Origin of the sequence: Collinsella sp. wc0583 (assembly GCF_046116915.1) — a bacterium.
Lineage (GTDB): Bacteria > Actinomycetota > Coriobacteriia > Coriobacteriales > Coriobacteriaceae > Collinsella.
Genome location: NZ_JBJXBN010000001.1, coordinates 253151 through 278772, shown reverse-complemented (window position 1 = coordinate 278772; position 25622 = coordinate 253151). Strand labels below are relative to the sequence as shown.

Below are 25622 nucleotides of genomic sequence, written 5' to 3'. Positions count from 1 at the left end.
GAACTTAGTTGTTCAACATGCGACCCGTTTGAGTTCTACTCGCCAAGACCGCTCTTGATGAGGTCGATGGCAGCAGCCAGAGCCTCGGCCTCGTCAGCGCCGTCGCACTTGACCTCGACCTCGGTGCCGCAGGGGATACCAGCAGCCATGAGGGCCATCGGGGACTTGCCGTTGACCTCCTTCTCGGGGGTGACGACCGTCACGTCGCAGGCGTACTTGCCCATGGTGGAGGCGAAGAGGCCAGCCGGACGCATGTGAAGACCCTGAGGATTAACGAGGGTAGCCTTCTCAGAAACCATAATTGACTCCTTTTTGTGTTTAACCCCTGTCAGCCATGCGACAGGAGCCATATTCACGACGTTGTTTATATTAACTCACATCAAACTGTTTTTCATTGTGTTTCGCACGAATTATTGGACGGATGTCGTTGCAGCACGCTCGCCTGCCGGGCGGGGCGGTTAAGTTTGCTGCTCTACAGTCCTGCGCAAGACGGAAAGCACATTAAGTGCTTTCCTTTGCGTGCGGAACTCGCGACAAACTTAACCGCCCCGCCCGGCAGGCGAGCTGCGGAAACTCGGTCGGTCCAGAGCAATATCGTGCGAACGGAATTCTGGCTGAATATTTATCCGCACGGACGATCCGATAGACAGGCCGCGCTATCCCCTTCTTCCAAGTTGCGGTGAAATAGGGACTGCATTTGGAGTTGAATCGTTTAAACAGTCCCTATTTCACCGCAACTTGTGGGAGAGGTAGAAATAGGCGGAGGCCCTAGAGGGGGTCTCCGCCTTGTATGCAGGGAGCGATGTTTTACGCGTGCTGCGGGTTTAGACCAGACGGGCGTTGATCGTCTTGGCGATCTCGGCGGCGTCGGAGGAACCCTTGACGGTGGCACGGAAGTCCTCGTCCATGAGCGCCTCAGCGACCTTGGACAGGATCTTGAGGTGCGTGGTGCCGGCCTGGGCACCGGGGATGAGCAGGGCAATAGCCACGTTGACGGGAGCGCCGTCCATGGTATCCCAACCGGTCACGCCAGAGTCGTCCTTGACGACGATGACAGCAGCCTCGGTAATGGCATCGGACTTGGCATGCGGGATAGCGAAGCCCTCCATCATGCCCGTGGTGCCCTCGGCCTCGCGAGCCAGGAAGGCGTTCATCACGGCGTCGGCGTCGTTTGCGATACCGGCCTTGACGGCCTGGTTGGAAACGAAGCTCAGAGCCTCGTCACGAGAAGCGAAGTCCTCGGCGACAAAGACATTCTCGACCTTCACGAAGCCGGCAGCCTCGGCCTTGGAGGCCTCGACGGCAGCGGCCTTGGGAGCCTCGACCGGCTTAGCGGAAGCGGCAGGAGCGGCCTTCTGGTTCTTCTCGAAGTCATACTTCTTGAAGGCAACGAACAGGATGCCACCGACCACGGCGCCGATGAGGATCGCGAGGACCCACAGCGGACCGTTCTCGACAACGGGCAGGACCAGGAAGCCACCGTGGGGTGCCGGATCGTGGACGTTGAACATAATGGTCAGGATCGAGGCGATGGAGGAACCGAGCATCATGATGGGCATGACGGGCCAGATGTTCTTGGTCATGAACGGAATGGCGCCCTCGGTGATGTGGGTGCAGCCAAGGATGAGGTTGACGACACCGGCGTCATGATCCTCCTGGCTGAAATACTTCTTGCCGACGATGACGGCGAAGGTGGTGATCAGCGGCGGAACGATACAGGCGGCAGAGACGGCAGCCATGAAGTTGGTGCCGAAGTTATAGGTGTCGGTGCCGACACCAGCAGCCAGGGCCTCGGTGAGCATGGCGGTACCGGTGACGTAAGCAGCCTTGTTGACCGGGCCACCCATGTCAAAGGCGCACATACAACCAATAGCAAGACCCAGGACAACAGCGCCAGAGGCAGACAGACCCTTGAGGAAATCCATCATGGCGGTGTTGATGGCAGCCATGGGGCCGGAGATGCCGAGCATGACCAAACCGACGATAGCAGTCGAGAACAGTGGGTACAGGAAGATGGCCTTGAGGCCGTCCAGGTTCTTGGGCAGCTTGGCAAAAACCTTCTCGAGCAGAAGGATGACATAGCCGGCGAGGAAGCCGCCGACAATGCCGCCCAGGAAGCCGAAGCCCACACCGGTGCCGCCAGCATCGATCATGTGGGTATCGGCGTTAACGGGCAGGCCCTGGATGGCGATCATACCGGCAACAAAGCCGGGGACGAGTGCCGGGCGCTTGCCGATGGACTCGGCGATGTAGGCGGAAAGCACGGGAACCATGAGGTTCATGGCAATGCCGCCGATGATCTTGAGCATAGCGGCGAAACTGTTGTAGTCGGCAGCCGTCGAATCGAAGGACGTGATGCCCCACAGGAACGAAACGGCGGTCAGGACGCCACCGGCAACGACGAAGACCAGCATGTGACTAACGCCGTTCATGAGGTGCTTATAGATGATGTGGCCGATGGATTCCTTCTCCTCGACCTCATCCTCGACATCGGCAGCAGCGGCAACCGTATCGTCGCCCTTGGCGGCGAGTGCGCGGTCGATCAGCTTGCCGGCAGCCTCGACGGACAGGGCCTTGGAAACACCAACGGAAACCATGGGCTTACCGGCGAAACGCTCCGCCTGGACATCCTTGTCGGCTGCGACGACGACGGCCTTGGCACCAGCGATCTCACTCTTAGTGAGCTCGTTCTCGACACCGACCTGGCCATGGGTCTCGACCTTAATGGTCAGACCGCGCTCGGCAGCCGCCTTCTCCAGCGCCTCCTTCGCCATGAAGGTGTGCGCAATGCCGGTCGGGCAACCGGTGGCTGCGATGATGTCAAACTTAGCCATGTGTCCCTCCTTCTTGAGTACAGCGCCCGCGGGCGCTCCCCTACACGCGCTTCGATACGCGTTTTTCCACACCTGAAAGATACCAACCCACCGCTTATATGAGAAGCAATACAGCTCATTTCTCCGGTGAAAGGTTCTTTCATTACCGTAAACGGTCGATGAAAGTTTACCATCAACTATTGAAACGGCAAGATGTATCTTGTAATTGAAAATGCCCGTATACTACGACATTACAAAACAAGTCCGATTTTCATGCCAGCCAGGAGCCATCCCATGTCCGATAGCAGCAAGAGCGCACTCTCCCTTATTAGTATGCACAGGGGGTACAGCGAGTCCGAGCAGCGCATTGTCGACTATATCCTAGAGCACCAGTCCGAGGCCCCGCGTCTGACAGCCGCTCAGCTTTCGCGCGCCGCTGCAACCTCCGAGGCAACCGTCTCGCGCTTCTGCCGCAAACTGGGTTTTGGCAGTTTTCGCAGTTTCCAGTTTTCACTAGCGCGCGATCTGGAAAGCCAGCGCAATGAAGGCCTCACCGACGAGGTCTCGCTCGACAATATGGAGCAGAGCCTCAAGAATATTCTCGCTGCAAAGGTAAGCGAGCTTAATGCGACTATCGATGGCATTGACCACGACACGTTGGCAGCCGTCGTGCACGCGTTTAAGAACGCAGGGGCTATCGAGTTTGCTGCCGTAGGCAACACCAACGCCGTCGCGCTCGACGCGACGTTTAAGTTTTCGCAGCTGGGCCTTCGCTGTATGGCAAGCACCATCAGCGAGACCTCGATTGGTTTTGCGCTTACGCTGCGCCCCGGAGATGTCATCGTGCTGATCTCGAGCTCCGGCAAGTCGCGTCGACTGAATCGCATGGCAAAAGCGGCTCGCGGCTGTGGCGCCACCGTTGTCGTCATCAGCAGCGACAGCAAGTCCCCGCTTGCTCGCCTGGCCGACTACACCTTTAATACTGTGAACCACGAGGCACTGCTCACCACGGGCGACTTTGCGTTCTCCAAGATGAGTGCCACGATGATCATCGAGGTTATATACAACTTCCTGCTGCCCGAGATTGAAGACGCCCGCGAGCATATCAGCTACTACGAGGAGCTCATCCAGCCGGATAAGGTCGTGGAGTAGGTTTTATCAGGGGACGTTATGTACCATTCCGATAAAACTATGCCGGTTTACTACGATGAAATCGTGATATGCGACCACATCGTGTTTTAAAAGAAAACCGCAGGGGTTCTACCTGCGGTTTTCTTTTTACAATTTTAGCTGTGCTCGAGCTACGCCGATTCATCGTAGTAAACCGGCATAGTTTTTGACGGTCGGGCCAGACAAGCAAGTGGCGGTGCAACAATTGCTGATATTTTGTCCCCGCCAACACTGTCAGCTCGTTCTAACCTCGAGCCTCTTCCAGCATCTGCTTGCCGTGTGCCAGGCTTGCCTCCGATTGATCGCCGCTCAGCATGCGGGCGATCTCTGCGATGCGGGCGTCCCCGGCCACCTCATCCAGATGCGTCTGGGGAACGTCGCCGGGCTCTTTGCTCACCACGTAGTGTTTGTCGGCCATGACAGCGACCTGCGCCAGGTGGGTTACGACAATCACCTGATGCGTAGCGGCGAGATCTGCCAGCACGCTCGCGAGGGCACGTGCTGTAGAGCCGCCGACACCGGCATCGACCTCGTCGAACACCAGCGTATCCACGCCGTCCGCGTTACCGAGAACGACCTTGCTCGCCAGCATGACGCGGCTCAGCTCGCCGCCCGACGCAATGCGGCGCAGGGGGCGCGGCGTCAATCCGGCACCACTGCGATACAAAAGCTCATAGCTCGAAGGCCCCGCCAGCGTCCATTCGGCACGCGGAAGATCGCGCGACTCCCAAACGAGCTCGGCGTCGCCCATCTCCAGGCGCGCCATCTGACGGCCAACCTCGTGGCAAAAGCGAGGGGCTGCGGTATTCCGCACGCGTTTAAGCGCCTTGGCAGCAGCAAAAAGCTCGCGTTCGGCACACCCGAGCGCCTCGCGAGCCTTCTTGATCCGCTCATCACCATCATCGACCAGCGACAACAGCTCTTGTGAGCGATCGCGCATGGCAAAGACATCGCCCATGGTGGGTCCCCACTGACGTAGCAAACCCTTAAGATCGGAATAACGCTCGCGCATACGAGCCAGCTCGCGCGGATCGAAAGCGACCCCATCGCGATAGGCGCGCAGCTCGTTGGCACAATCCTCGAGCGAGATGCAGGCATCCGAAAGCGCATCGGCGATGTCGCCCAGCTTGCGGTCGACGGTCGCCATGCGGGAAAGCTCCGCCACGGCACTGTTCACGGCATCGAGCGCTCCCCCTTCAGCTGCAAGCGATGCATGGGCATCGTTGGCCGTGGCCACCAACACCTCAGCATGCTCGGAGCGCGGCAGCAGCTCCTCGAGCTCCTCATACTCGCCCGGTTTGGGGTCGACCTCGGCGATGCGCTCCATGGCGAAGCGCGCCTCCTCGACGCGACTCCCCTGCGCACGCGAGGCCTCTTCGACGCGACGGACCTCCTTGGCAGCCGCACGCGATGCCTTAAAGCAAGCACGGTAGTGCTCGAGCGCCTCGAGTGCCGGGCGCCCTGCCCAGGCATCGACCATGGCAACATGATGCGCCGGGTCGAGCAGGCGCTGGTGCTCGTGCTGACCGCAAAGATCCATCATCACGCCGACGCGCTCCGAAAGTTCACGCACGCTGGCGATGCGGCCGTCAATTTTTACGCGGCTGCGGCCCTCGGCAGAAAGGCTGCGCTGCACGGTGAAGCCCTCCGTGTCGTGCGGTCCGTCAAACAGACGCGCCTCGACGCTGGCAAGCGCCTCGCCCTCGCGCACCGTCGACGAATCCGCGCGCTCGCCCAAAATGAGCTTAAGCGCCGAGAGCAGCGCGGTCTTACCGGCGCCGGTTTCTCCGGTCAGAACCGTTAGACCCGCGCTCGGAACCAACGTCGCCTCGCGAATGAGTGCAATGTTGGAAACCTGCAGCTCATCGATCATGGCGCACTCCGTAGAACACGCGGCTCACCGAGTTATAGAAGCTCTCGGGGCCGTAATCCAGCAGCAGCACATCGCCGGGACCGCGTCGCACGGCCACGCTCTCGACCGTGCCATCGCAGGTAATAAACTGCCCGTCGATGGCGATCGCCGGCACGCTCGGGCGATCATCGGACATAAAGATCTCGACGATATCGCTCGGCGAGGTCAAAAAGGCGCGAGCCTGAATGGTATGCGGAGCGATGGGCACACAGACCATGCCCGTGTAATCGGGACTGACGATGGGGCCGCCGGCGGAAAGCGCGTAGCCGGTGGAGCCAGTCGCCGTAGATACAACCACGCCGTCGCCGCGCAGGCGGTCGATATGATGGCCGGACACCGTGATATCGAACTCGACCATATCGGACAGGGGCCCGCGCGTAAGCGCCATATCGTTGAGGGCAAACGTGCGCACGACATCCTTCGTGCCGTCTTCGCGAACCGAAACGATATCGGCGGCGATGGTGGCACGGCGGCTCACATGGAGCTCGCCGGACAGGGCATCGCTCACGACCTGCAAAATGTCGCGCTCCTCGGGGCTCGCGGCCGTCAAAAACCCCAAATGACCATAGGAAAGACCCAAAATGGGAATCTCACGGTAGTTGAGAATGCGAGCGGCACGCAGCAGCGTACCGTCACCGCCGAGCGTAATGACCAGGTCGGCATCGTCAACATCGGGAGCACTCTGGATCTTGGAACGCTGGTCGGCAGCCCATGCGACCTCGTAGCCCTGGCGCGAAAGCCAAAGCTCGAGCATCAGGCCGCTCTCGACCGCTTCTTGCTTGTAGAAATTGGGAACCAGAAAGACCTTCATAGCGTTGCAGCTTTCTCGCTCAAAACCGATACCTGGGAATGCAGCTCATCGTCGGTGCATTCGCCGGGGGCAAACCTCGTGCCGTACAGGAAAAACTCAACGTTTCCTTTGGCGCCATGGATGGGCGACACGCACACGTCGCGCGGGAACAGGCCCTTGGCGGCAAAGAGTTCAATCGCCGCCACGAGCGTATCGCGGCGGACGGCGGGGTCGGTCACGATGCCGCCCTCGCCCACCAGCGCAGCCGGCGCCTCAAACTGCGGCTTTACGAGCGTGCAGAACGAACCCGAAGGCTTCAGGCACGCCAGCACGGCGTCGATGATATTCGCGATACTCGTAAACGAAACATCGCACACGGCCAGGTCGACAGCGCCGCCGTAGCCGAGCTCGGGCAACTGCGTCACATTGGTGCGTTCATGGAGCGTCACGCGATCGTCCTGGCGCAGTGACCAATCAAACTGGGCGCGACCCACATCGACCGAAACAACCGTGGCGGCGCCACGCTTGAGCAGGCAATCGGTAAAGCCGCCCGTGGAGCAGCCCACATCGAGGCAAGCAAGGTCCGTCGGATCAATCCCAAACGCATCGAGCGCGCCCTCGAGCTTGAGCCCACCGCGCCCCACGTAGGGAATACGACCCTTCACGTGCAACGGCAGGCCGGGCGTCACCTTAAGACCCGGCGAGGTCAAACGCTCGCCGCCGCTCGAGACCAAGCCGGCCATAAGAGTGCGAAGGGCATCCGCGCGATCGGCGCAGATGCCCTGTGAAATCAGTTCGTCATCAAGACGCACACGTTTCATGAATGCCATCAACCATTCGTATCCGGAGACGCGGCCTGGCTATCCTTGGATTCGTTTGCCGCATCCTCATCGTATTCCTGCTCAAGCTTATCGGCCTCACGAGGCGTCAGCTCAAACTTATCGACCATGTCGACCGCACGGGAGCCCAGCTCGATCGCCTCGTCGAACAGATCGAGCGAACGCTCCAGGGACGTATCCTTGGAGCGAACGGTCGCGATAATCTGGTCCAAGCGGTCCGAGATCTCGTCGAAGTTGCGGACGGAACCCTCTGGCATGGCTACTCCTCGACGGTACCGGTCTCGGCCTCGGCGACCTCGGCATCCTCGTCGAGAACGCCGGCCGCAGCCTGAGCGGCGGCAACCTTGGCGGCAGCCTCGGCAGCCTGGGCCTCCTCGCGGGCACGGTCCTCGGCCAGCAGCTCCTGATACAGGTCCTCGCCCGGTAGCTCTTCGCTACGAGCGATCTTGCCCAGCACGCCATTGACGAACGACGCGGACTGGTCGGTGCCATAGGCCTTGGCAAGCTCGACAGCCTCGTTGATAACGATGGCGTCCGAGACCTCCTCGTCGGTGAGGAAGCGCATCTCATAGACGGCGATGCGCAGCAGATTGCGGTCGGCACCGGGCATGCGCATAAGATCCCAGTTCTTGGCAACGGAGCGCAGGGCGCAGTCGATGCGGTCGATGTGCTCGTAGGCACCGCGGCACAGCTCCAGCGCGTAGGGGTCGAGGGGACCCTTCGAGATCAGGAAATCGCCCTCGAGGACGCGCTCGAGCGGGCTGTCCGTGGCCTCAGCCTGGAACAGCAGCTGCAGCGCCTGACTGCGGGCAAGCGTACGCCCGCGATAAACCTTAAGGCTCAAAGGTTACTCCTTGGGGAAAACGAGGCCGTCGATGCAAACGTCAACGCGCTCGACCTCGACGCCCACCTGGGCGTCGATGGCGGCAACCACGGCGGCTCGAACGGCATCGGCGAGTTTCTTGAACGGATAGCCAAAGAACACCACGACGCGCACGGTAAGCGCGAGCTTGTCGCCGATGACCTCGGCCTCGACCGCCGGCTCGGAAGCCGGGGCCTTGGACGAAAGCATCATGGAGACAAGGTTGGTGGCAAGGTCCTTGACGCCCACGGAGGCGATGCCCTCGACATCCGTGACGGCGCGCGAGACGATGGCGGTCAGAACATCGGGCGAAATGCCGATGCCGTCAATCTTGATTTCCTGGGGCATGAGTCCTCCTAGAAGAGTTGGTTGCTAGACGCGGGAGACGAACTTGCCGTCGCGGGTGTCAACCTTAATGACCTCGCCCTCGTTGAGGTACATGGGGACCTGGATGACAGCGCCGGTGTCGATGGTGGCCGGCTTGGTGGAACCCTGGACGGTATCGCCCTTGAAGCCCGGGTCGGTCTGGACGATGGTGGTCTCGATAAACATCGGCGGGGTCACGCCCATGAGCTCGTCGTCGGCGAAGAGCAGCTGGCAGGTGTCGTTCTCGCGCAGCCACTTGGCGTTCTCGCCCACCATGTCCTCGGGAACGGGAACCTGCTCGTAAGACTCGTTGTCCATGAAGATGTAATCGGCGCCGTCGTTGTAGAGGTACTGGAACTCACGGGTGGTGAGCATGACGCTCTCGAACTTGGTGCCGGCGTTGCAGGTGTTCTCGACGACGCGGCCGCTCTTGATGTCGCGGGTCTTGTAGCGCACGAAAGCGCCGCCCTTGCCCGGCTTGACGTGCTGGAACTCGACGATGGTGTAGACCTTGTCCTTAATGCGGAGACCGAGGCCGTTCTTGAAGTCGGCGGTAGAGATAGTAGGCATAGCAACCTTTCTTGTTATTGGCGAGACGCACAAGCGTCCAAATTACATACGACCGAAATTATACACTTGCAGACGGCGGCTGCGGCGAGCGCATAAAAAGAGAACGCGGGGCGCCCGAATCATTTCGGACGCCCCGCCCCCAAAAACCCAACGGGATGTTTTAGCAATCGATAATGTGCAGGTCGTGCGGGGTCTTGGTGAAGGGCTCATAGCCGTTCTCGGTAACGACGCCGTAGTCCTCCAGGCGCACGCCGCCCACACCGGGCAGGTACACGCCGGGCTCCACGGTGATAACCGAGCCGACCTCGATGATGTTCTTGCTGCGGTTGAAGTTGGGCAGCTCGTGGATGTCGATGCCCACGCCGTGGCCCAGACCATGGTTGTAGTAATCGCCATAGCCGGCATCGCCGATGATCTTCTTGGAAAGCTTGAAAATGTCGTTGCCCTCGACGCCCGGATGGATGGCGGCGACGCACTCCTCGTGCGTGCGGCGCACGAGCGCGTACAGGTCGAGCTGCTCCTGGGTGGGCTCGCCCATCACGACGGTACGAGTCATGTCGGAGCGGTAGTCGCAGTAGCCCGCACCGTAGTCCATCAGGACAAAGTCGCCCTTCTCGATCACACGGTCGCTCGGGACGGCATGCGGGTTGGCGGTATTAGGACCGCTCGCCACGATGGAGCCGAAGGCCAGGCTGTCGGCACCGTTGGCGAACATAAAGTTCTCGAGCTCGTTGCGAACCTGCTTCTCGGTCATACCGGGCTTAATAAAGCCGAGCATGTGCTGGAAGGCAGCATCGGTGATCGACTGCGCGTGACGCATGAGCTCGATCTCCTCGGCATCCTTGATGGCACGCATCTTGCGGATGTCGTCGTGCATCAGCGGCAGCATGCAGGCGACGGAGCGGTCCTCCAGACCACGCTGGATACCCTGGTAAAAGTTAATCTGCATGTCATCCTCGACGGCGCAGACGCGGCACTTGTTGGCCGCAATCTTGCCGGCGACCCAGCCGGGGATGGTGCCCTCGTCCATGTCGTAGACCCAAGGGCTGCCGGCGGGCGTGTTCTCCTCAAAGCTGTTGAGATAGCGCGAGTCGGTGTGGAACAGGCACTGGTCGGCCGTAATAAACGCGGCATGCGGGAACTCGAAGGTGTAGTCGAAGACGCCCTTCACGCCCGTGAGCCAACGGAGATTGGCCTCGTCGCGCACGACGATGGCGTCGTAGCCGCGCTCGGCCATCAGGGCACGGACACGCTCGATACGACCGGCAGGACCGGCAGCAAACTCAGACATGCAGATTCCTTTCTTGATGTCCTCAATAAAAGCGGGATGGACTCAATCAGCGCACGGAACCGTAAACGATTCGCAACCGATTAAAACCCGTCCCTCAAAATGATACGAAAGACGATGGATGTCAATAAAATTAGAGAAGTTCCCTGCGAGAAGCCAGATACGCCTGCGCATGGCGCTCGAGTACATCGTCGTCCACGGCGTTAAGACGAATGGCGCCAAGTGCCGCAGGCAGCGGCAGCATCGTACGATTGGAGCGAGCGAACTGCTGCTTGCGGAACTCCTCGATAAACGCGGTGGGCTCCAGGTCGAAGCCAAGCTCCTCGATGCCAAAGTCCTCCAGGCAGTCATCGACCTCAAACACGTAGTCGATATCGAAGTCGCAGGCATCATGTGCTAGGCGCGCCTCAAAGCGCATACCCTCGGAAAGGAGCTGGTATGCGGGGACGTGCGCCGCGGCATCGCCCAGGCAGGCGCGAAGGGTGCGCTCCCCCGTCTTGCCAAAATCGAGCGCATGGCGAGCGCTCGGGTTCGTGGCCATCAGTACGTCCTTGCGGGCAGTCTGAGACCACTGAACGGCATTGACGAGCGCGACTTCCTCGCCAGCGAGAATCTCGGGGATGGTCTCGGTAAACTGATTCCAACGGGACTTGCTGCTCGAAAGCATGGTGCCAACAAGTACCGCATAACCGAGCTTGAGGTCCTCGGGGTCCGCTTCGCGAACAAGTTCGAGGTCACACACGACCAAGCCCGGCTCGGGACGGAACGCGATAGCGGGAAGCGCATTCGCCGACGAGGCGACGAGCGGCTCCATCGTCGTAGCGACCGTGAGCATAGCGTCGAAGGTCGTCGGCAGCAGGGCGCACTCCGTGCGTCCGCACCACTGGTTGGCGCACCAGCAAACAACCGAGCAGGTTGCGGCATCGCCAACAGCAACAACCAAGTCATCGCAGGTAATACCGTTAGCCGACAGTGCGCCAAAGACAGTATCGGCGTCAGCCAAGGTCGCGCCATCAGGCGAAACCTCAAGCGAAAGCTCCGACACAGCAAAGCCGGCATCAACCAGAGCGTGCTCAACGATCTCGCCAAAGCGATCGGACACAGCGCTGTTCCAGACAACCATCGCGCGCTTGGGCTTGCCCACGACCGAGGCAAACATGCGCGACAGCTCGCTAAACGCGTCAAAGCCGACGCGAACATCGACGCTGCGGTTTTGGAAATTGATGAGTTGACGGCGAATCATAGCAGTCCACGCTCCAAAAGCATCTCGGCACAAACATAGGAAACGTCCTCAAAGGACTTATTGCGAATATCGAGGGTAAGATCGGCAGCTTGGCGATACAGCGGACGTCGATGCTCGAACAAGCGCGCCGCATGCTCAGGCGAGCGGAAATCGGGGCGCGTGTCGGAGCGGCGGATCTGGCGCATCGAGTCCTCAAAGTCACCCTCGAGATACACGCAGGTACCCATCAGGTGCATGAGCTCGATATTGACCGGCGTCTCGACAATGCCACCACCGCACGAAACCAGCAGGCTGCGCTCGCTTTGGAGCGAACGGAGCGCCGAGGTTTCGAGCTCACGAAAACGCTCCTCTCCCTCGGTCTCAAAAATCTCGGTTACCGATTTTCCACAACGACGCACGACCAGGCGGTCGGTATCGATAAACCGACGCTTAAACATGGTGCCCACGTTGCGCGCGAGCGTCGATTTACCCGCACCCAAAAACCCGATAAAGAAGATATGGTCGCAGCCGTGCTTGGTGTGCTGGGACATGACGCAACCTATTCCTCGCAGGGAAGGTCGCGCAGGGCCCGGCGCTCAAAGATACGGAAGATTTGCGTATACCACAGGTCCTGCGTGGCCTGCGGCTTTACCAAGATCGTGTCGACACCGGCAAAGTTGCCGCTCCACACGTCCGTGTACAGCTGGTCACCGATCAGCACGGCCTCGTCGGTCGTGGCGCCCAAGCGCTTAAGACCGGCCCTGAGAGCAAACGGCGCGGGCTTCATGGCATGGCTGATGGCCTCGAGCCCCAGCTCGCGTGCGGAGCTCATGACCTGGTCGCGATGCCAGTTGTTCGACACCATGCACAGCTTAAAACCCTTGGAGCGAGCGGCGTCGAGCCAAGCCAAGACGGCAGTGGGAACCTGCTCGGTATCACGCGGCACCAGGGTATTATCGCGGTCGAGCAAAATGGCGCGCTTGCCGTCGGCCCAAAGGGTATCGAGGTCGATGCGGTCGACCGAGGCAACATATCGTTTGGGGCTGAAAATCCTCATGTTTAATTCCAAGACTGTTGGTGCTCTTCGTAGGTCTGCGAGAAATACTCCTCGTCCTGCGTAATGTAGAAATACAGGTCATCGGAGTCGGTGGGCTCAAGGGTGGCCTTAAGCGCCTCGAGCGACGGAGAGCAGATGGGCGTGGGCGGCAGCCCCTCATGCTTATAGGTGTTGTACGGACTATCGCTCTGCAGGTCGTCGGCGGTAACCTCGCCGCCGGTGACATACATCATGGTCGCATCGCTATTGAGGTAACGCAGGCCATCGAGCTTGCCCGCCAGACGGTTATAGAAAACCGATGCCACGTGCGCGCGCTGCTCGGCGTTGAGGCCCTCGCGCTCGACGATCGAGGCAAGGTTAACGATGTCGTAATCGGACATATCCACGCCGTAGCGCTCCTTGATTTTGGCCTCGCAACCGGCAAAATCGAGCGACTTGTACTCGGTGTTGAATTGATCGAGCATGGCGCGAATCACATCATCGGCAGACGGATCCTTACCCAACGAATAGGTCTTGGGGAATAGGAAGCCCTCGAGCGAATCGTTTGCAGCGCCCTCAAGGAAGCTATAGTCCTTCACATAGTTGGAGGCCTTTGCCTGATTGAGGAAGTCTTCCTTGGAGATACTGTCGTATGCCTTGACCACGCGATCGGCGACCTGGTCAACCGTCAGGCCCTCTGGGATAGTCAGTGCATCGGAGCCCGCATTGGGGCCCTCCATGAGCTGCTGAACGACCTTGGTCGCGTCCATGAGCGTGGTGAACGAGTAGGTGCCGGGCTTGAGCGACATGTCGGCGTTGAGCTTTTTGACCGCCGCGTAATAATCCTTGGGATTTTCGACGATATGGTTCTCGGAGAGAATCGAAGCGATGCTGTCACCCGAGGCACCATCGGGAATAGTGATAGTAACCTGCTGGCCAGCAGTGACTTTCGCATCCTCACCAGCAAAAAAGCCCTTGACAGCTGGCACGACAAAGAAAACGATCGCGACAAGCGCAAGCACGACGACGACGCCACCGATAATCATAGGCACCGGGGAGCTTTTCTTTTGGGCACCACGGCGAGCGCGCGTGTTATAGCTCGAGCGCGTGGCCGGAGCAACGCCGTGCGAGCCATGAGCATGATGTGCGTGGGAGCGTGATTGCAGTGCCTGTCCCTGCGTGCGCTGGGCAGGAGCCTGCTGCTTAAAGCGGGAACCGCCCGCGGGCTGGGCTGTATGGGCAGCAGACTGCTGAGCAGGACGACGAACAGGCTGCTGGCCTGGACGCTGAGTGGGCTGAGTGGGGCAAGAAGAGGGCTGCGCCGAACGTGCGGCGGGTTGGGCCGCGCGCTGAGTCGGTTGCATCGGACGCTGACCGGACGATACAGGGCGTGGCGCAGGCTGTCGTGTACGATTCGGCTGGCGCGGATCGAAAGCGCTAGACATGCAAAACCTCCTCGTTTTTGCGATCGAGCCACGTCTGCAAGAACAGGCTGGCGGCGATCATGTCGATCTTGCCCCTCATCTGCTTTTCGTTGAGTCCCTGCTCGCGCAGGATACGCTTGGCCTCTTGCGAGGACAGGCGCTCGTCCTCAAACTCCAGCGGAAGATCGAGCTCGTCGGCGATCTTTTGCGCTATGGCGGCAACGCGCTCGGCCTGGGGGCCAGGCTCGCCGGCCATGGTCAGGGGACGCCCGCTTACCAAGATGTCGGGCTCATAGTCCTCGACCAGGTAACGGAACGTCTTGGCCATACCGGTAACCTCAGCGGCCGGAAGCACCTTGACGGGCATCGCCATCTTGCCATCACGGCTCGAGACGGCGATGCCGATCCTGGTCTCCCCTATGTCCAGCGCGAGCGCGACCACAGCGACTACTTAGGCGCCGAGCGCGGTCTTGGCGGCCGCGAGGGCATCGGCGATACCGGCAGCGTTCTTGCCACCGGCCTGGGCCATGTTGGGACGGCCGCCACCGCGACCATCGACCAGACCCGCGATCTGCTTGATCACGTTGCCGGCGTGGAAACCGGCCTTCACGGCGTCATCGGAGCCGGCGGCGAGCAGGGCCGGGGTGCCCTTCTCGGTCACGCTGGCAACAACACAGGCAACGGGGCCGGCGACCTTCTGGTGCACGGTATCCCAAACGTTGCGCAGGTCGGCGGCCTCAAGGCCCTGGAGCTCAGCGACGACGAGCTTATAGCCGTCGAGCTCGACGGCACCCTCGATGGCGCTGGAGATAGCGTCAGAGGAGCCACCGGTCAGCGCCTTCTTGAGCTTGTTAGACGTCTCGCGCAGCTCGGCCTGCAGGTTCTCCACACGAGCGGGAACCTCGTCAACGCGGCACTTGAGCGCAGCGGCAGCGGCGTCAACGAGTGCCAGGCGGTCGGCCATGTAGTCGAGGGCGCCCTTTGAGGTAACGGCCTCGATACGGCGGACGTTCGAGCCCGTGGAGGACTCGGAGATAATCTTGAATAGGCCGATCTCGGCAGTGTTGGCAGCATGCGTACCACCGCAGAGCTCGCGGGAGAACGGCTGGTCCTCGGCGCCCACGGAAACGACGCGGACGACGTCGCCATACTTCTCGCCAAACAGGGCGACGGCGCCGGCGGCCTTGGCCTCGTCGATGCCCATGACGCGGGTCACGACCGGCTTAGATGCAAAGATCTGTTGGTTGACCAGGTCCTCAACAGCCTTGAGCTGCTCGGAGGACAGGGCCTCAAAGTGCGTGAAGTCAAAGCGCAGGTGCTCGGGCGTCACCAGCGAGCCGGCCTGAGAGACATGCTCGCCCAGGACGTGCTTAAGCGCGGCGTCAAGCAGGTGAGTGGCGGTGTGGTTGCGGCGCAGGAAGCCACGGCGCTCGGCGTCGAGCGCGGCGGTCACGGTAGCACCGACGGTCAGCGTGCCCTCGGCGGCGTGCGCAACGTGGGCATACAGGCCGTTGTGGTTCTTGGTATCGGAAACGGTCAGCGAAACGCCCTCGGCGGAAAGCTCGCCGGCGTCACCCTGCTGGCCGCCCATCTCGGCATAGAACGGGGTGCGGTCGAGCACGACCTCAACATCATCGCCCGCGGCAGCGGACTCGACGGACTCGCCGTTGCGCACGATGGCGACAACCTTGGCGCCTTCGATCACATCGTTGTCATAGCCGTCGAACTCGGTCGCAGCGACCTTGTCCGAAAGCTCGACCCACACATCGTTGAAGCTGCCCCAGGCATCGCCCTTGGCATTGGCGCGAGCACGGGCCTTCTGGTCCTCCATGCAAGCGGTAAAGCCGTCCATGTCGACGTCGTGGCCGGCGGTGCCGGCAATCTCGACGGTCAGGTCGATGGGGAAACCAAAGGTGTCGTGCAGCTTAAAGGCGACATCACCCGGGAGCACGGCGCCCTCGGCAAGCGCTGCCAGGGCCTCGTCCAGGTAGACGCGGCCGTTGTCGAGCGTCGTGGAGAAGCGCTCCTCCTCAGAGGCGACGATACCCTTGACGAGTGCGACGTTCTTGAGCAGCTCGGGATAGGCCTCGCCCATCTGAGCGTTGACCTCGTCGATGAACTTGGTCAGGAAGGCACCCTCGATGCCCAGCAGGCGGCCGTGGAACACGGCACGGCGGAGCAGACGGCGAAGGACGTACTCGCGACCCTCGTTACCGGGGAGGATGCCGTCAGAGATCATAAAGTCGACGGCACGGGAGTGGTCGGCGATGATGCGCAGGGAGCGGCTGGCACCGGAGTAATCGTCGGCGTCATAGGTCTTGCCGCTGATCTCCTCACCGAGCTTGATGAGGTGCTGCATCAGATCGCCATCGTAGTTGGCGGTCTTGTGCTGCATGATAGCGGCCATGCGCTCCAGGCCCATGCCCGTATCGAGGTTGCGATGCGGCAGCTCCGGCATGGAGCCGTCCTCCTGGCGGTCGTACTGGGTAAACACGAGGTTCCAGAACTCAAGGAAGCGGTCGCAGTCGCAGCCGGGCTTGCAGTCGGGGCTGCCGCAACCGACCTCCTCGCCCATGTCAAAGTAGATCTCAGAGCACGGACCGCAAGGGCCAGTGGGGCCGGCGGCCCAGAAGTTGTCGTCCTCGCCCAGGCGCGAGATGTGATCCTCGGCAACGCCCAGAGAGCGCCACACGTCGTGGGTCTCGTCGTCCTCGGTAAAGACGGTAAAGTACAGGCGGTCGAGCGGCAGTTTGAACTCCTTGGTGATGAGCTCAAAGGCCCAAGCGCAGGCCTGCTGCTTGGAGACGCCGCCAAAGGAGAAGTCGCCGAGCATCTCAAAGAAGGACAGGTGACGGCCGTCCTCACCGATGCAGTCGATGTCGTTGGTGCGGACGCACTTCTGGCAGGAGATCGCGCCAATCTCCTTCATGGTCTTCTTGCCCTGGTAGTACTCCTTAAACTGGTTCATGCCGGCGTTGGCGAGCAGCAGCGAGGGGTCATCAGGAACAAGGGACGAAGAAGGATAGAGCTTAAGACCGCGCTCCTCAAAGAAGTTGAGGAACTTGGAGCGGATCTCGGCCGTAGTCATTGACGGGTAGTCAGCACTCATAGAGGGAATCTCCTCGGTTTCACATCGAAACAGTTCAAACGTAACGATATTACCATCCCGCCGCGCCAGTGCAAAAAAGAGGGCCGCCAAACAGCGACCCTCCAGCGAAAGTGCACGTTATTTAGGAGTATGCGATGCTTTGAAAAAGGCTACTGTATAATTACATATAAGATTCACCCGGAAGGAGCGATCGATGAAAAGCAAACGATTTGTCCTGAATGCACTTCTGGTTGTAGCACTTTTAGCGCTTTTGGCTTTCTCCTGCTGGTACGCAAACCAACCAGCATTTGGCTACGTATTGTATGCAGTAATGTCCGGCGATAAAGCCTATTACACTCTACGCGCAATTGACGTTCTCTTTTTCTATGTAGCCGGCCCCTTAACAATCGCTTTGCTCGCGTTTCTTGTCATTTACAACTTCAAGAAACGTTAATAGGACCTATTTAGAATCTGAATCGTCCATGGAACCGTCGATGCCGGTTTTGGTGTCGTCGTTCGTATTGGAATCGTCATCCTTGGCGAAGGGATTCTTGAAAAAGCCCGTCGCATCGGGCTGCAGGCCCGAGAGCTTGATCCAGGGATTCTCGAGCTCGGGCTTGGGCATCGCCTGGGCCTCGGGCGCGGTCTCATTGCCGATGAGCTCGGACTCGTAAATGAACGTATCGTCTCCAAGCGCGTCATAGGCGGCGACCGGGTTGCCCTCGGCATCGCGATACGGCGTGCCCTTAAACACGGCGCCGTCGTATGCCACGAGCTGACGGCCGGTCTCGTTCTCAAAGTAGTAGACGAAAATGCCCTTGAGGGCCGCGCACAGCGGAATGGCGATGACCATGCCGATGGGACCCATGAGTGCCGAACCAATAACGAGGGCCGTCAGGCTCATGATGGGATGCACCTGCACCGAACTCTGCATGACCTTGGGGGAAATGACGTTATCGGTGACGTTTTGGGCCACCATGGTCACAACGAGCGTCCACAACGCCAGCATAGGGCTAAACATAAAGCCGAGCACCGTGGCGATCGCCGCGCTTACCCAGGGACCGACAACCGGGACCAAGTGCATGATGCCGGTAAAGATGGCCATGAGTGCCGCGTAGGGATGGCCAATGAGCGTAAAGCCGATAAAGGCGAGGATGCCACCGCAGATGGACGTCACGACCATGCCGCGCATATAACCGCCGACCGAGCGCGAAAGAATCGCGACCATAAAGCGGTACGAGGTCTCCTTTTCCTGGCCAATGATGGTGCAGACCTCGTGGTGCATGCGGGGGTAGTCGCAGGCCAGCCAGTAGGCAAGCACCAAACCTAGGAAGATTACGAACAGCTGCGAGGCCGTGTTGGTAATAAGCGGGAACACGCCGCGACCGAGCTCAGCGGCGATTTGCGATACGTACTTGGACGCCACAGTAACCAGCGAGGACAGATTATCGTCCAAGTACTCCTTGAGCGGCGTGTTGTTGAGCGTCTTAGCGTGCGAAATCATCTCGTTGAGATCACCGCCCGCAACGCGAAGCTGCTCAGGCAGACGACTCAGGACTTCCATAATCTGACCGAGCAAAATAGGCGACAGGATGCAGACGACGCCGACGAGCACTGCCACAACCACGATCAGCGCGATGAGCGAACCGATGCCACGACCGACGCCGTGATGCTCGAGCCAGTTAGTGATCGGCGACATCACAAAAGCGATGATGGAACCGACAGCGAGAAACTCGATAACCGGCGCCAGGATACCCATAAGGTTAAAGATGACGGCTGCGATGACAATGCAGCCGACGACAGCCCAAATGCGAAGCGTCAGAATACGAGTATCGCGCAGCGTGCGGTCGGTTTGTTGGGGGTGCTCAATCATGAACGAACCATCACTCCGTCGGGGTCGATCTTGTCCTGTATCTTCTTAAGGGTACGGCGCAGCAGGCGCGAAACCTGCACCTGCGAGATACCCAACTTCTTAGCGATCTCGATCTGGGTCATGCCCTTCACAAAGCGCAGCTCGATAACCTCACGCTCACGCGGCGAGAAATCGCGGATGGCTTCCTCGATCACCAGGCGGTCATCGGTAAAATCGAGCTCGTTGTCGTCATCGGCATAGCGGTCGAGAATCGAGGGGGCATCATCGGAATCGGACGCGCCAGGAGCCTCGATGGGCACCGAGGTATAGGCCGAAGACGATTCCATGGCCTCCAGCACCTCGTCGACGGTCACGCCCAGGTACTCAGCGATTTCTTCAACCTTAGGCGAGCGCTGCAGCTCGTTAGTGAGCTTGTCGGTAGCTTGGTTAACCTTGGCAGAAAGCTCCTGCAAACGGCGCGGCACGCGCACGCTCCAGCCCTTATCACGGAAGTGACGCTTAATCTCGCCCAGGATGGTAGGCGTGGCAAACGTCGTGAACTCGAGTCCGCGCTCGGGGTCAAAGCGGTCGATAGCCTTGAGCAAACCCAGATAGCCGACCTGCATGAGGTCGTCGAGTGGCTCACCGCGGTTCTTAAATTTGTTGGCAAGAAACCTTACCAGGTTCATATGGGACATGACGAGCTGCTCGCGTGCGTCCGGATCACCGGTCTCTTTGTAGCGACGAAACAGCTCGCGGGTTTTCTCCTTGTCCCAAGCGGTCTTACCGCTCCGGGAACGTTCGGTCATATTAGATATCCGCCTTGAGGTCGAGGGAAAGCGTCAGGGGCGCCGCGGTCTTTTCGTAGGAATCGCACACGCTTGCCAGAATGAGCTCGGCATACACGGCAGCCTGATCATCCTCATCGACAGTCGCCTGGTCACCAAAGGTAAAGGTCATGCCCACGTGCGATTCGTCGACGTCGAATTTGATCGAAATGTCGTCAGAATCAACGGCCGTGCAGCCAAAGATGAAGGCCTCCTCGGCAGCCATACGGATGTCCTCGATACGATCGACGGACATAGAGCACAGCGCACCGACATTTGCCGCCGTCATGCGCACAAGGCGCGCGAGACGCGGATCACCGGCAACGCTCAGCGTAATGGGGCAGGTTGCTTCGCTACTCATCGCAAGACTCCTCGGAGGTCTCGGCGGGCGTATAGGTGTAATACTGAGCAGGCTTGGCTGCGGGCTTCTGCGCATCATCGTCACCAGCAGCGGCATCGTCCCCGGCTTCGTCAATCAGGACACGCTCGGTCGGCTGCTCGGCTTCGGCGACAGCGGAAAGCGTGCGCTCGGCGTCGGCCGCGGGAGCCTTCACCTTGTTAAAGAGTTTCTGCACGGCACCAGCAGCAGAATCAGTCACGCTCGATACGGCATTGCTGGCCTCGGCCACGCTGCCCGTAACCTCGGAAATGTCGCGAACCACAGCTTCGACCTCTACGAGATTGGAGGTAAGGGCGTCGACGGCGGTCTTGCTCGACTTGAGGAGCGGCTCAACCTGAGCCAACGCGGGGGTGAGCTCATCGACAGCGCCATCGAGCTTTGCTACCACCGGCTGTGCCTCGGCGATGGTGTTGTTAAGGTCGCTCACGGTCTTATCGACCGAATCAACGACGGTGCGGGTCTTTCGCAGCGTGAGCGCGAGCTCGATAACAGCCCACACACCGGCAACGGCGAGCAGCAGCAGGGCGATTTGAATGGGACTCATACAAGCCTCCCGAAGGAATCGAAATACAGACGCTGTTCATGGTACCCCAAAGAAGGGGAAAGATACCCAAAGGGAATGTGCGAGGTCCCAAGGACCTACTTGGGCGCTCTGCCGCTACGGTCCCGCTCGCTTTGCTCTACGCGCCACTCTTCCCAGCCGCGGCCGGCAGGCTGCCAAAACGCACCGCGCTCCAACCCCTCGGGCAAATAACGCTGATCGACCCAGCCTTCGGGATAATCATGCGGATACTTATACACACCGTATTCGTCGCTGCCCGGGCGATGACGATCGCGCAGATAACTCGGCACCTCGCGCAGCCCACTTGAATGGATATCGGCCAACGCCGCATCGATCGAAGCCTCGCACGCGTTGGATTTAGGCGCCAAGCACACATAGAGAGCAGCCTGAGCCAGATTAATACGGCACTCGGGATAGCCAATGACCTCGGCAGACTTATACGCGGCATGTGCCACCAAAAGCGCCTGTGGGTCGGCGTTGCCAACATCCTCAGAAGCCTGAATCATAATACGACGAGCGATAAACTTAGGATCCTCCCCCGCGTCAATCATGCGCGCGAGCCAATAAATCGTGGCATCGGGGTCGCTACCGCGCATAGACTTAATAAACGCACTGATGATGTCGTAGTGCATGTCACCGTTTTTGTCGTACGAAAAGCCACGGCGCGGATTGGCAATCTTCACGTCGTCAACAGTGATGGGATAGCGCTCCCCCGCCGCCGGCGCGGGCGTTCCCTCGGTATCGGGGCGCGTGACGGCAATCTCGCTCGCAAGCTCAAGCGTCGTGAGCGCCGATCGAGCGTCACCCGCTGCCAGCGTGCAAATGGTCTTAACCGTATCCTCATCGGCCGAGAACTTACCGTTCAAACCCTGCGGCGCCTCGAGCGCACGCTCAATAAGCGTGGCGATATCCTCGTCTTTAAGATGCTCAAGTTCCACCACGCGACCGCGCGAGAGCAATGCCGAGTTGACCTCGAAGTACGGATTCTCCGTCGTGGCGCCAATCATAATGACGGTACGGTTCTCAACTGCATGCAGCAGGGCATCCTGCTGCGACTTGGAAAAGCGATGAATCTCATCAATAAAAAGAATGGTGCGGCGGTCGTACGTATTCAGGCGCGTCTTAGCCTCGTCAATCACGCGACGAAGATCCTTTACGGTGCCCGTCACAGCGCTGACCTCGACAAACTCGCTCTTGGTATGGTTGGCGATAATGTGGGCCAGCGTCGTCTTGCCCGTACCGGCCGGCCCGTACAGAATCACACTCGACAGCACATCGTGCTCAATCGCGGCACGCAACCACGAGCCCTTGCCGACGGCCTTTTGCTGACCCACATACTCGTCGAGCGAATTGGGCCGCATGCGCACCGCAAGCGGCGCATTCTGAAAGGAACGCTCGCGCGTCGAAGCAGAAAAAAGGTCGTCCATAGCCATCCCGTGCATCTATCAAAGTCGTCATCTGCTAACAGTATACCGAAAATATACGAACTACCGTTCGTTAATATAGGTACGGTGTGGAAACTTCAATCCCGGGAACAGCTTGCTCGTAAGTTCGCAGAAATAACCGTCCGTCATGCTCGCAATGTAATCCACGACCGCCTGGTCCTTATCGTCCTGCCATGAATAGGTGCGATCGTAGTAGGAAAGCTGCTGCTCAATGCGAGAAATGTGGTGCTTAAAGATATACGAGGACTCGTCTCCTTCGTTTATGTCCTGCAGGCAACGGTCGTAGAGCTTTTCGAAGGCCTCGCGCAGCTCCGCTTCGGAGTCGCCCTCAATACCGCCCTTGCTATAGATCTTCTCGTAGTTTTCACGCTTGGCCCGGCGGATCTCCTCAAACAGGTCCTCGCTCATCTCGATGCGCGGCTTGCCATAGCTGTGCGCGACGATATCGATAGAGGCATGCGTAAGGATCCAGCTGTTGTATGCGCCGCCCAGGTCATCGTCAAAGGCGTCGGGTGACAGCAGGCCTGCCGCAATGGCGTCTTGGCGATCGCGCCCCACATAGGCAAGGATGTCCGAGATGCGAACCACGCAGCCCTCGAGCGTCATGGGGCGCAGGTGCTCAATTGCGCTGTAACCTGTGGCAATGCAATCCTCAACCGTCTGATCGAACTGGTCAAAGGAACCCATGTCCGAAAGCTCAAACACACGTTGCTCATACTCGCCGTTGTGGCACAGTACGCCGTCGAGCGTCTGGAGCGACACGTTGCGGCCGTACAGCGCGTCGAGCACGCGGACCGACTGCACGTTATGGAAAAAGTAGCGGCCCGTACGATCGTGATAGATATCGTTGAGGAATCGCTCGCCGGCATGGCCGAAGGGTGTATGGCCCAAGTCGTGGCCCAAACCAATCGCTTCGATCAGATCGCAGTTGAGCCCCAGGGCGCAACCGATATCACGTGCGATGCGCGAAACAAGTTGCACGTGCAGGCCGCGACGCGACAGATCATCGTTGCTGCGAAAGCTGAAAACCTGAGTTTTGCCGGCGTATCGGGCGTACGCAGGCAGATGCAGAATCTTTTCGGCATCGCGCATAAAGGCCGGACGCATGAGCGTGCCTTGGTCTGCGGCTCGATCAACACGGCGGATGACCTGACCATCGTTGCATCGATAAGGGTTAACGACACCCGAGGCACGGTCGGTAGCGATACGCTCGACCAGCTCGGGCGACAACGCCGAGGGAATGCGATCCATACGCGCCTTGATGGCGGCTGTCTGTTGATTGATTGCCATGGCATGCTCCTTAAAAAGGGCGCGCAACGATTACAGCGTACTACCCACGACCTCGATTATGGCAAATATCGGCACTAAAAACGGCAGCAATGGCAAGGAGCGCGATTTTGTGATGAGGCAGGCGACAGCAAGGGCAAGGAGCGAGACAGCAAACGCAACGATGCCACCCAGAGGGTCGAGGATGCAAAGGGCAAAGAGCGCCTTGGCGTCCCCCATGCCAATGCCGGGAGCGTGGCGAATACGACGCCAGAGCGACTCAGCAAACACAAGGGCAAGGTAGACGATGACCGCAAGACCGGCGTGCTCAAGCGCCGTGTTAATGCCCCTGTCGAGCCAAACGCCTGCAAACGCCGCCACGGCACACGCGCCGGCAAGTTCATTGGGAAACCGCCGCTCACGGGCATCAATCGCCGCGCCAACAAAGATGCAAATCCAAAACGGAATAAAGACCATCTAACACCTCCTTGGGCAGCAGCTCAAACGCAAAAACCACCACAAAGGTACTGTCCCTTTGTGGTGGTTTTGATCGTAGTTATTTGGCGCCTTGCATGACCTCGTCGAGGGTAACGCTTACGGCGTGTTGCGTCGGCACCCAGTCAACCTTCAAGAACAGAGCAGCCACCGTGATGGGGATATAGCTGAACATAAAGATCGGGAAGGTAAACAGGTTGGTCACCAGACGCCACTTTTGCGCACAGTGAATGTGCTTGTACTCAAAGATGGTCGTAAGCAGCGCCAGGATAAAGAAGGTCTGATACATCATCGCGAAGGTCATAATGAGCGAGGCGGCACACGCCTGCATCTCGACCTCGGTGGCCAAGAAGCCGTGCGAAAGACCGCCCACGATGAGGAAGGTAGCATTGGCGAGCATCGAGATCAGCGATAGCAGCATACCCGGAGCGATCGTCATAAACATGTCGTAGGCGGCAAAGCGATGATAGCGGAAGGTCGATTTGACCAGATGCTTACCGTAGGTAAAGAACACCTGGTAGAAGCCCTTGGTCCAACGCATACGCTGTTTCCAAGACGCCTTAAACGTCACGGGCTGTTCGTCAAAGAACTCCGCCGGCGCATAGCCAATGCGAATGCCGTGGATAGCGCAGAACGTGGTGAACTGAATGTCCTCAGTCAGCGTGTGGAACTGCCAGCCGTGCATGCCCTCGATAACACTGGCAGAAATGAGATAGCCCGAACCCGATACAGCGCAGGAAGTCTTGCAGATGTTGCGCGCATTGTTAAGGAAGCGCGCCTCGCGCAGATACCACGTGGCGTTGGCCGCAGAGATCCACGAACTGCCGAAGTTCTTAGAGTTGCGATAGCTGGTGACCACATGAAAGCCTTGGTCAAAAGCATCGTTCATCTTGGATACGTAATCACGGGAAATGACATTATCGGCATCGAAAATAAAATAGCCCTCAAAGGTATCGGGATACTCGTTGAGAATGCGGTCGAAGCCAAAGTCCATGACCCAGCTCTTACCCTTGCGGGCAAGGTCATTACGCTCATAGACAATGGCGCCCGCCTCGCGCGCGAGCTGCGCCGTGTTGTCGGTGCAGGCGTCGGCGACCACGAAGACCTCAATAAGCTCGGACGGATAGTCCTGATCCTTGATGGAGCGAACGAGGTTGGCGATCACGGCCTCCTCGTTATGCGCAGCGATAAAGAAGGCATAGCGGTGAAGTTTTTTGGCCTTGGGAGGCGCGACCTCGCCACGAAGAGCGCCAATGACAAAGAAGACCACCTGGTACAGAAAGCAGACCGTGAGCAGCGTGACGACAATCTGGTTGAAGATCACGATGGGTGTGTTGGTTTGTAAAAAGGCGAGCATGCAGGCTCCCAGCAACGCGTTACGTAAACAATCGTATA

26 protein-coding genes are annotated in these 25622 nt (G+C 59.4%); 2 read left to right on the top strand and 24 right to left on the bottom strand.

Annotated features, from left to right (window positions below):
• Positions 1–35: 35 nt before the first annotated feature.
• The gene (locus ACKUUJ_RS01225) at positions 36–299 is read right to left on the bottom strand and encodes an HPr family phosphocarrier protein (RefSeq protein ID WP_409064387.1); all 264 of its coding nucleotides are present in this window, start codon (positions 297–299) and stop codon (positions 36–38) included.
• Between the two features lie 525 nt (positions 300–824).
• Positions 825–2834 carry a fructose-specific PTS transporter subunit EIIC gene (locus tag ACKUUJ_RS01220; protein ID WP_409064386.1) on the bottom strand — a complete coding sequence of 670 codons (2010 nt, stop codon included), beginning with the start codon at positions 2832–2834 and terminating at the stop codon, positions 825–827.
• A 273-nt stretch (positions 2835–3107) separates the two neighbouring features.
• On the opposite strand from ACKUUJ_RS01220, the gene ACKUUJ_RS01215 reads away from it, so the two are divergent.
• The gene (locus ACKUUJ_RS01215) at positions 3108–3965 is read left to right on the top strand and encodes a MurR/RpiR family transcriptional regulator (RefSeq protein ID WP_409064385.1); all 858 of its coding nucleotides are present in this window, start codon (positions 3108–3110) and stop codon (positions 3963–3965) included.
• 262 nt (positions 3966–4227) lie between these two features.
• Here ACKUUJ_RS01215 and ACKUUJ_RS01210 read toward each other — a convergent pair whose 3' ends face one another.
• The 14 genes from ACKUUJ_RS01210 to alaS all read right to left on the bottom strand — a co-directional run bounded on the left by ACKUUJ_RS01210 (position 4228) and on the right by alaS (position 17401).
• Positions 4228–5856 (bottom strand): DNA repair protein RecN, encoded by a 1629-nt coding sequence (locus ACKUUJ_RS01210; protein ID WP_409064384.1) that lies wholly within the window; start codon positions 5854–5856, stop codon positions 4228–4230.
• Complete coding sequence (locus tag ACKUUJ_RS01205) at positions 5846–6706, bottom strand: NAD(+)/NADH kinase (RefSeq protein ID WP_409064383.1); 861 nt, start codon at positions 6704–6706, stop codon at positions 5846–5848. Before ACKUUJ_RS01205 ends, ACKUUJ_RS01210 begins: the two co-directional genes overlap by 11 nt.
• Positions 6703–7506, bottom strand: a complete 804-nt coding sequence (locus ACKUUJ_RS01200; protein ID WP_409064459.1) for a TlyA family RNA methyltransferase — start codon at positions 7504–7506, stop codon at positions 6703–6705. The genes ACKUUJ_RS01205 and ACKUUJ_RS01200 overlap by 4 nt, the downstream gene beginning before the upstream one ends.
• An 8-nt stretch (positions 7507–7514) precedes the next feature.
• Positions 7515–7781 carry an exodeoxyribonuclease VII small subunit gene (locus tag ACKUUJ_RS01195; protein WP_343007822.1) on the bottom strand — a complete coding sequence of 89 codons (267 nt, stop codon included), beginning with the start codon at positions 7779–7781 and terminating at the stop codon, positions 7515–7517.
• Between the two features lie 2 nt (positions 7782–7783).
• A complete protein-coding gene (nusB, locus tag ACKUUJ_RS01190) occupies positions 7784–8368 on the bottom strand; it encodes a transcription antitermination factor NusB (protein ID WP_117583457.1) in 585 nt (194 codons plus the stop codon).
• Between the two features lie 3 nt (positions 8369–8371).
• Positions 8372–8734: an Asp23/Gls24 family envelope stress response protein gene (locus tag ACKUUJ_RS01185; RefSeq protein WP_409064382.1), complete on the bottom strand. Its 363-nt coding sequence runs from the start codon at positions 8732–8734 to the stop codon at positions 8372–8374.
• A gap of 24 nt (positions 8735–8758) precedes the next feature.
• The gene (gene efp / locus ACKUUJ_RS01180; RefSeq protein ID WP_117583455.1) at positions 8759–9322 is read right to left on the bottom strand and encodes an elongation factor P; all 564 of its coding nucleotides are present in this window, start codon (positions 9320–9322) and stop codon (positions 8759–8761) included.
• Positions 9323–9482: 160 nt separating this feature from the next.
• Positions 9483–10613 carry a M24 family metallopeptidase gene (locus ACKUUJ_RS01175; RefSeq protein WP_409064381.1) on the bottom strand — a complete coding sequence of 377 codons (1131 nt, stop codon included), beginning with the start codon at positions 10611–10613 and terminating at the stop codon, positions 9483–9485.
• Between the two features lie 130 nt (positions 10614–10743).
• Complete coding sequence (locus ACKUUJ_RS01170; RefSeq protein ID WP_409064380.1) at positions 10744–11853, bottom strand: hypothetical protein; 1110 nt, start codon at positions 11851–11853, stop codon at positions 10744–10746.
• On the bottom strand, positions 11850–12383 hold the full coding sequence (locus ACKUUJ_RS01165) for a shikimate kinase (protein WP_409064379.1): 534 nt from the start codon (positions 12381–12383) through the stop codon (positions 11850–11852). Before ACKUUJ_RS01165 ends, ACKUUJ_RS01170 begins: the two co-directional genes overlap by 4 nt.
• 8 nt (positions 12384–12391) lie before the next feature.
• Positions 12392–12889 (bottom strand): YqeG family HAD IIIA-type phosphatase, encoded by a 498-nt coding sequence (locus ACKUUJ_RS01160; protein ID WP_409064378.1) that lies wholly within the window; start codon positions 12887–12889, stop codon positions 12392–12394.
• A gap of 2 nt (positions 12890–12891) precedes the next feature.
• Positions 12892–14313: an endolytic transglycosylase MltG gene (gene mltG / locus ACKUUJ_RS01155; protein WP_409064377.1), complete on the bottom strand. Its 1422-nt coding sequence runs from the start codon at positions 14311–14313 to the stop codon at positions 12892–12894.
• The gene (ruvX, locus tag ACKUUJ_RS01150) at positions 14306–14734 is read right to left on the bottom strand and encodes a Holliday junction resolvase RuvX (RefSeq protein WP_409064376.1); all 429 of its coding nucleotides are present in this window, start codon (positions 14732–14734) and stop codon (positions 14306–14308) included. The genes mltG and ruvX overlap by 8 nt, the downstream gene beginning before the upstream one ends.
• 9 nt (positions 14735–14743) lie before the next feature.
• The gene (gene alaS, locus ACKUUJ_RS01145) at positions 14744–17401 is read right to left on the bottom strand and encodes an alanine--tRNA ligase (protein WP_409064375.1); all 2658 of its coding nucleotides are present in this window, start codon (positions 17399–17401) and stop codon (positions 14744–14746) included.
• A gap of 193 nt (positions 17402–17594) precedes the next feature.
• On the opposite strand from alaS, the gene ACKUUJ_RS01140 reads away from it, so the two are divergent.
• Positions 17595–17834, top strand: coding sequence for a hypothetical protein (locus tag ACKUUJ_RS01140; RefSeq protein ID WP_409064374.1), 240 nt, complete (start codon positions 17595–17597; stop codon positions 17832–17834).
• Positions 17835–17840: 6 nt separating this feature from the next.
• On the opposite strand, the gene ACKUUJ_RS01135 is transcribed toward ACKUUJ_RS01140, so the two are convergent.
• The 8 genes from ACKUUJ_RS01135 to ACKUUJ_RS01100 all read right to left on the bottom strand — a co-directional run bounded on the left by ACKUUJ_RS01135 (position 17841) and on the right by ACKUUJ_RS01100 (position 25584).
• Positions 17841–19253, bottom strand: coding sequence for an AI-2E family transporter (locus tag ACKUUJ_RS01135; RefSeq protein ID WP_409064373.1), 1413 nt, complete (start codon positions 19251–19253; stop codon positions 17841–17843).
• Entirely contained in the window at positions 19250–20041 is a 792-nt protein-coding gene (locus ACKUUJ_RS01130) for an RNA polymerase sigma factor SigF (protein WP_118237452.1), read from the bottom strand. The genes ACKUUJ_RS01135 and ACKUUJ_RS01130 overlap by 4 nt, the downstream gene beginning before the upstream one ends.
• 1 nt (position 20042) lies before the next feature.
• On the bottom strand, positions 20043–20420 hold the full coding sequence (locus ACKUUJ_RS01125; RefSeq protein WP_117798324.1) for an ATP-binding protein: 378 nt from the start codon (positions 20418–20420) through the stop codon (positions 20043–20045).
• On the bottom strand, positions 20413–21003 hold the full coding sequence (locus ACKUUJ_RS01120; protein ID WP_409064372.1) for a hypothetical protein: 591 nt from the start codon (positions 21001–21003) through the stop codon (positions 20413–20415). The genes ACKUUJ_RS01125 and ACKUUJ_RS01120 overlap by 8 nt, the downstream gene beginning before the upstream one ends.
• 95 nt (positions 21004–21098) lie before the next feature.
• On the bottom strand, positions 21099–22448 hold the full coding sequence (locus ACKUUJ_RS01115; protein ID WP_409064371.1) for a replication-associated recombination protein A: 1350 nt from the start codon (positions 22446–22448) through the stop codon (positions 21099–21101).
• A 60-nt stretch (positions 22449–22508) separates the two neighbouring features.
• Complete coding sequence (locus tag ACKUUJ_RS01110; RefSeq protein WP_409064370.1) at positions 22509–23756, bottom strand: deoxyguanosinetriphosphate triphosphohydrolase family protein; 1248 nt, start codon at positions 23754–23756, stop codon at positions 22509–22511.
• Positions 23757–23786: 30 nt separating this feature from the next.
• Positions 23787–24209: a prepilin peptidase gene (locus tag ACKUUJ_RS01105; protein ID WP_409064369.1), complete on the bottom strand. Its 423-nt coding sequence runs from the start codon at positions 24207–24209 to the stop codon at positions 23787–23789.
• Between the two features lie 79 nt (positions 24210–24288).
• A complete protein-coding gene (locus ACKUUJ_RS01100) occupies positions 24289–25584 on the bottom strand; it encodes a glycosyltransferase family 2 protein (RefSeq protein ID WP_089571721.1) in 1296 nt (431 codons plus the stop codon).
• Positions 25585–25622 lie beyond the last annotated feature (38 nt).

Bases quoted from the DNA above. Each gene is read 5' to 3' on its own strand.
- ACKUUJ_RS01225 (WP_409064387.1), bottom strand. From the start codon at position 299: ATGGTTTCTGAGAAGGCTACCCTCGTTAATCCTCAGGGTCTTCACATG.
- ACKUUJ_RS01220 (WP_409064386.1), bottom strand. From the start codon at position 2,834: ATGGCTAAGTTTGACATCATCGCAGCCACCGGTTGCCCGACCGGCATT.
- ACKUUJ_RS01215 (WP_409064385.1), top strand. From the start codon at position 3,108: ATGTCCGATAGCAGCAAGAGCGCACTCTCCCTTATTAGTATGCACAGG.
- ACKUUJ_RS01210 (WP_409064384.1), bottom strand. From the start codon at position 5,856: ATGATCGATGAGCTGCAGGTTTCCAACATTGCACTCATTCGCGAGGCG.
- ACKUUJ_RS01205 (WP_409064383.1), bottom strand. From the start codon at position 6,706: ATGAAGGTCTTTCTGGTTCCCAATTTCTACAAGCAAGAAGCGGTCGAG.
- ACKUUJ_RS01200 (WP_409064459.1), bottom strand. From the start codon at position 7,506: ATGAAACGTGTGCGTCTTGATGACGAACTGATTTCACAGGGCATCTGC.
- ACKUUJ_RS01195 (WP_343007822.1), bottom strand. From the start codon at position 7,781: ATGCCAGAGGGTTCCGTCCGCAACTTCGACGAGATCTCGGACCGCTTG.
- ACKUUJ_RS01185 (WP_409064382.1), bottom strand. From the start codon at position 8,734: ATGCCCCAGGAAATCAAGATTGACGGCATCGGCATTTCGCCCGATGTT.
- efp (WP_117583455.1), bottom strand. From the start codon at position 9,322: ATGCCTACTATCTCTACCGCCGACTTCAAGAACGGCCTCGGTCTCCGC.
- ACKUUJ_RS01175 (WP_409064381.1), bottom strand. From the start codon at position 10,613: ATGTCTGAGTTTGCTGCCGGTCCTGCCGGTCGTATCGAGCGTGTCCGT.
- ACKUUJ_RS01170 (WP_409064380.1), bottom strand. From the start codon at position 11,853: ATGATTCGCCGTCAACTCATCAATTTCCAAAACCGCAGCGTCGATGTT.
- ACKUUJ_RS01165 (WP_409064379.1), bottom strand. From the start codon at position 12,383: ATGTCCCAGCACACCAAGCACGGCTGCGACCATATCTTCTTTATCGGG.
- ACKUUJ_RS01160 (WP_409064378.1), bottom strand. From the start codon at position 12,889: ATGAGGATTTTCAGCCCCAAACGATATGTTGCCTCGGTCGACCGCATC.
- mltG (WP_409064377.1), bottom strand. From the start codon at position 14,313: ATGTCTAGCGCTTTCGATCCGCGCCAGCCGAATCGTACACGACAGCCT.
- alaS (WP_409064375.1), bottom strand. From the start codon at position 17,401: ATGAGTGCTGACTACCCGTCAATGACTACGGCCGAGATCCGCTCCAAG.
- ACKUUJ_RS01140 (WP_409064374.1), top strand. From the start codon at position 17,595: ATGAAAAGCAAACGATTTGTCCTGAATGCACTTCTGGTTGTAGCACTT.
- ACKUUJ_RS01135 (WP_409064373.1), bottom strand. From the start codon at position 19,253: ATGATTGAGCACCCCCAACAAACCGACCGCACGCTGCGCGATACTCGT.
- ACKUUJ_RS01130 (WP_118237452.1), bottom strand. From the start codon at position 20,041: ATGACCGAACGTTCCCGGAGCGGTAAGACCGCTTGGGACAAGGAGAAA.
- ACKUUJ_RS01125 (WP_117798324.1), bottom strand. From the start codon at position 20,420: ATGAGTAGCGAAGCAACCTGCCCCATTACGCTGAGCGTTGCCGGTGAT.
- ACKUUJ_RS01120 (WP_409064372.1), bottom strand. From the start codon at position 21,003: ATGAGTCCCATTCAAATCGCCCTGCTGCTGCTCGCCGTTGCCGGTGTG.
- ACKUUJ_RS01115 (WP_409064371.1), bottom strand. From the start codon at position 22,448: ATGGACGACCTTTTTTCTGCTTCGACGCGCGAGCGTTCCTTTCAGAAT.
- ACKUUJ_RS01110 (WP_409064370.1), bottom strand. From the start codon at position 23,756: ATGGCAATCAATCAACAGACAGCCGCCATCAAGGCGCGTATGGATCGC.
- ACKUUJ_RS01105 (WP_409064369.1), bottom strand. From the start codon at position 24,209: ATGGTCTTTATTCCGTTTTGGATTTGCATCTTTGTTGGCGCGGCGATT.
- ACKUUJ_RS01100 (WP_089571721.1), bottom strand. From the start codon at position 25,584: ATGCTCGCCTTTTTACAAACCAACACACCCATCGTGATCTTCAACCAG.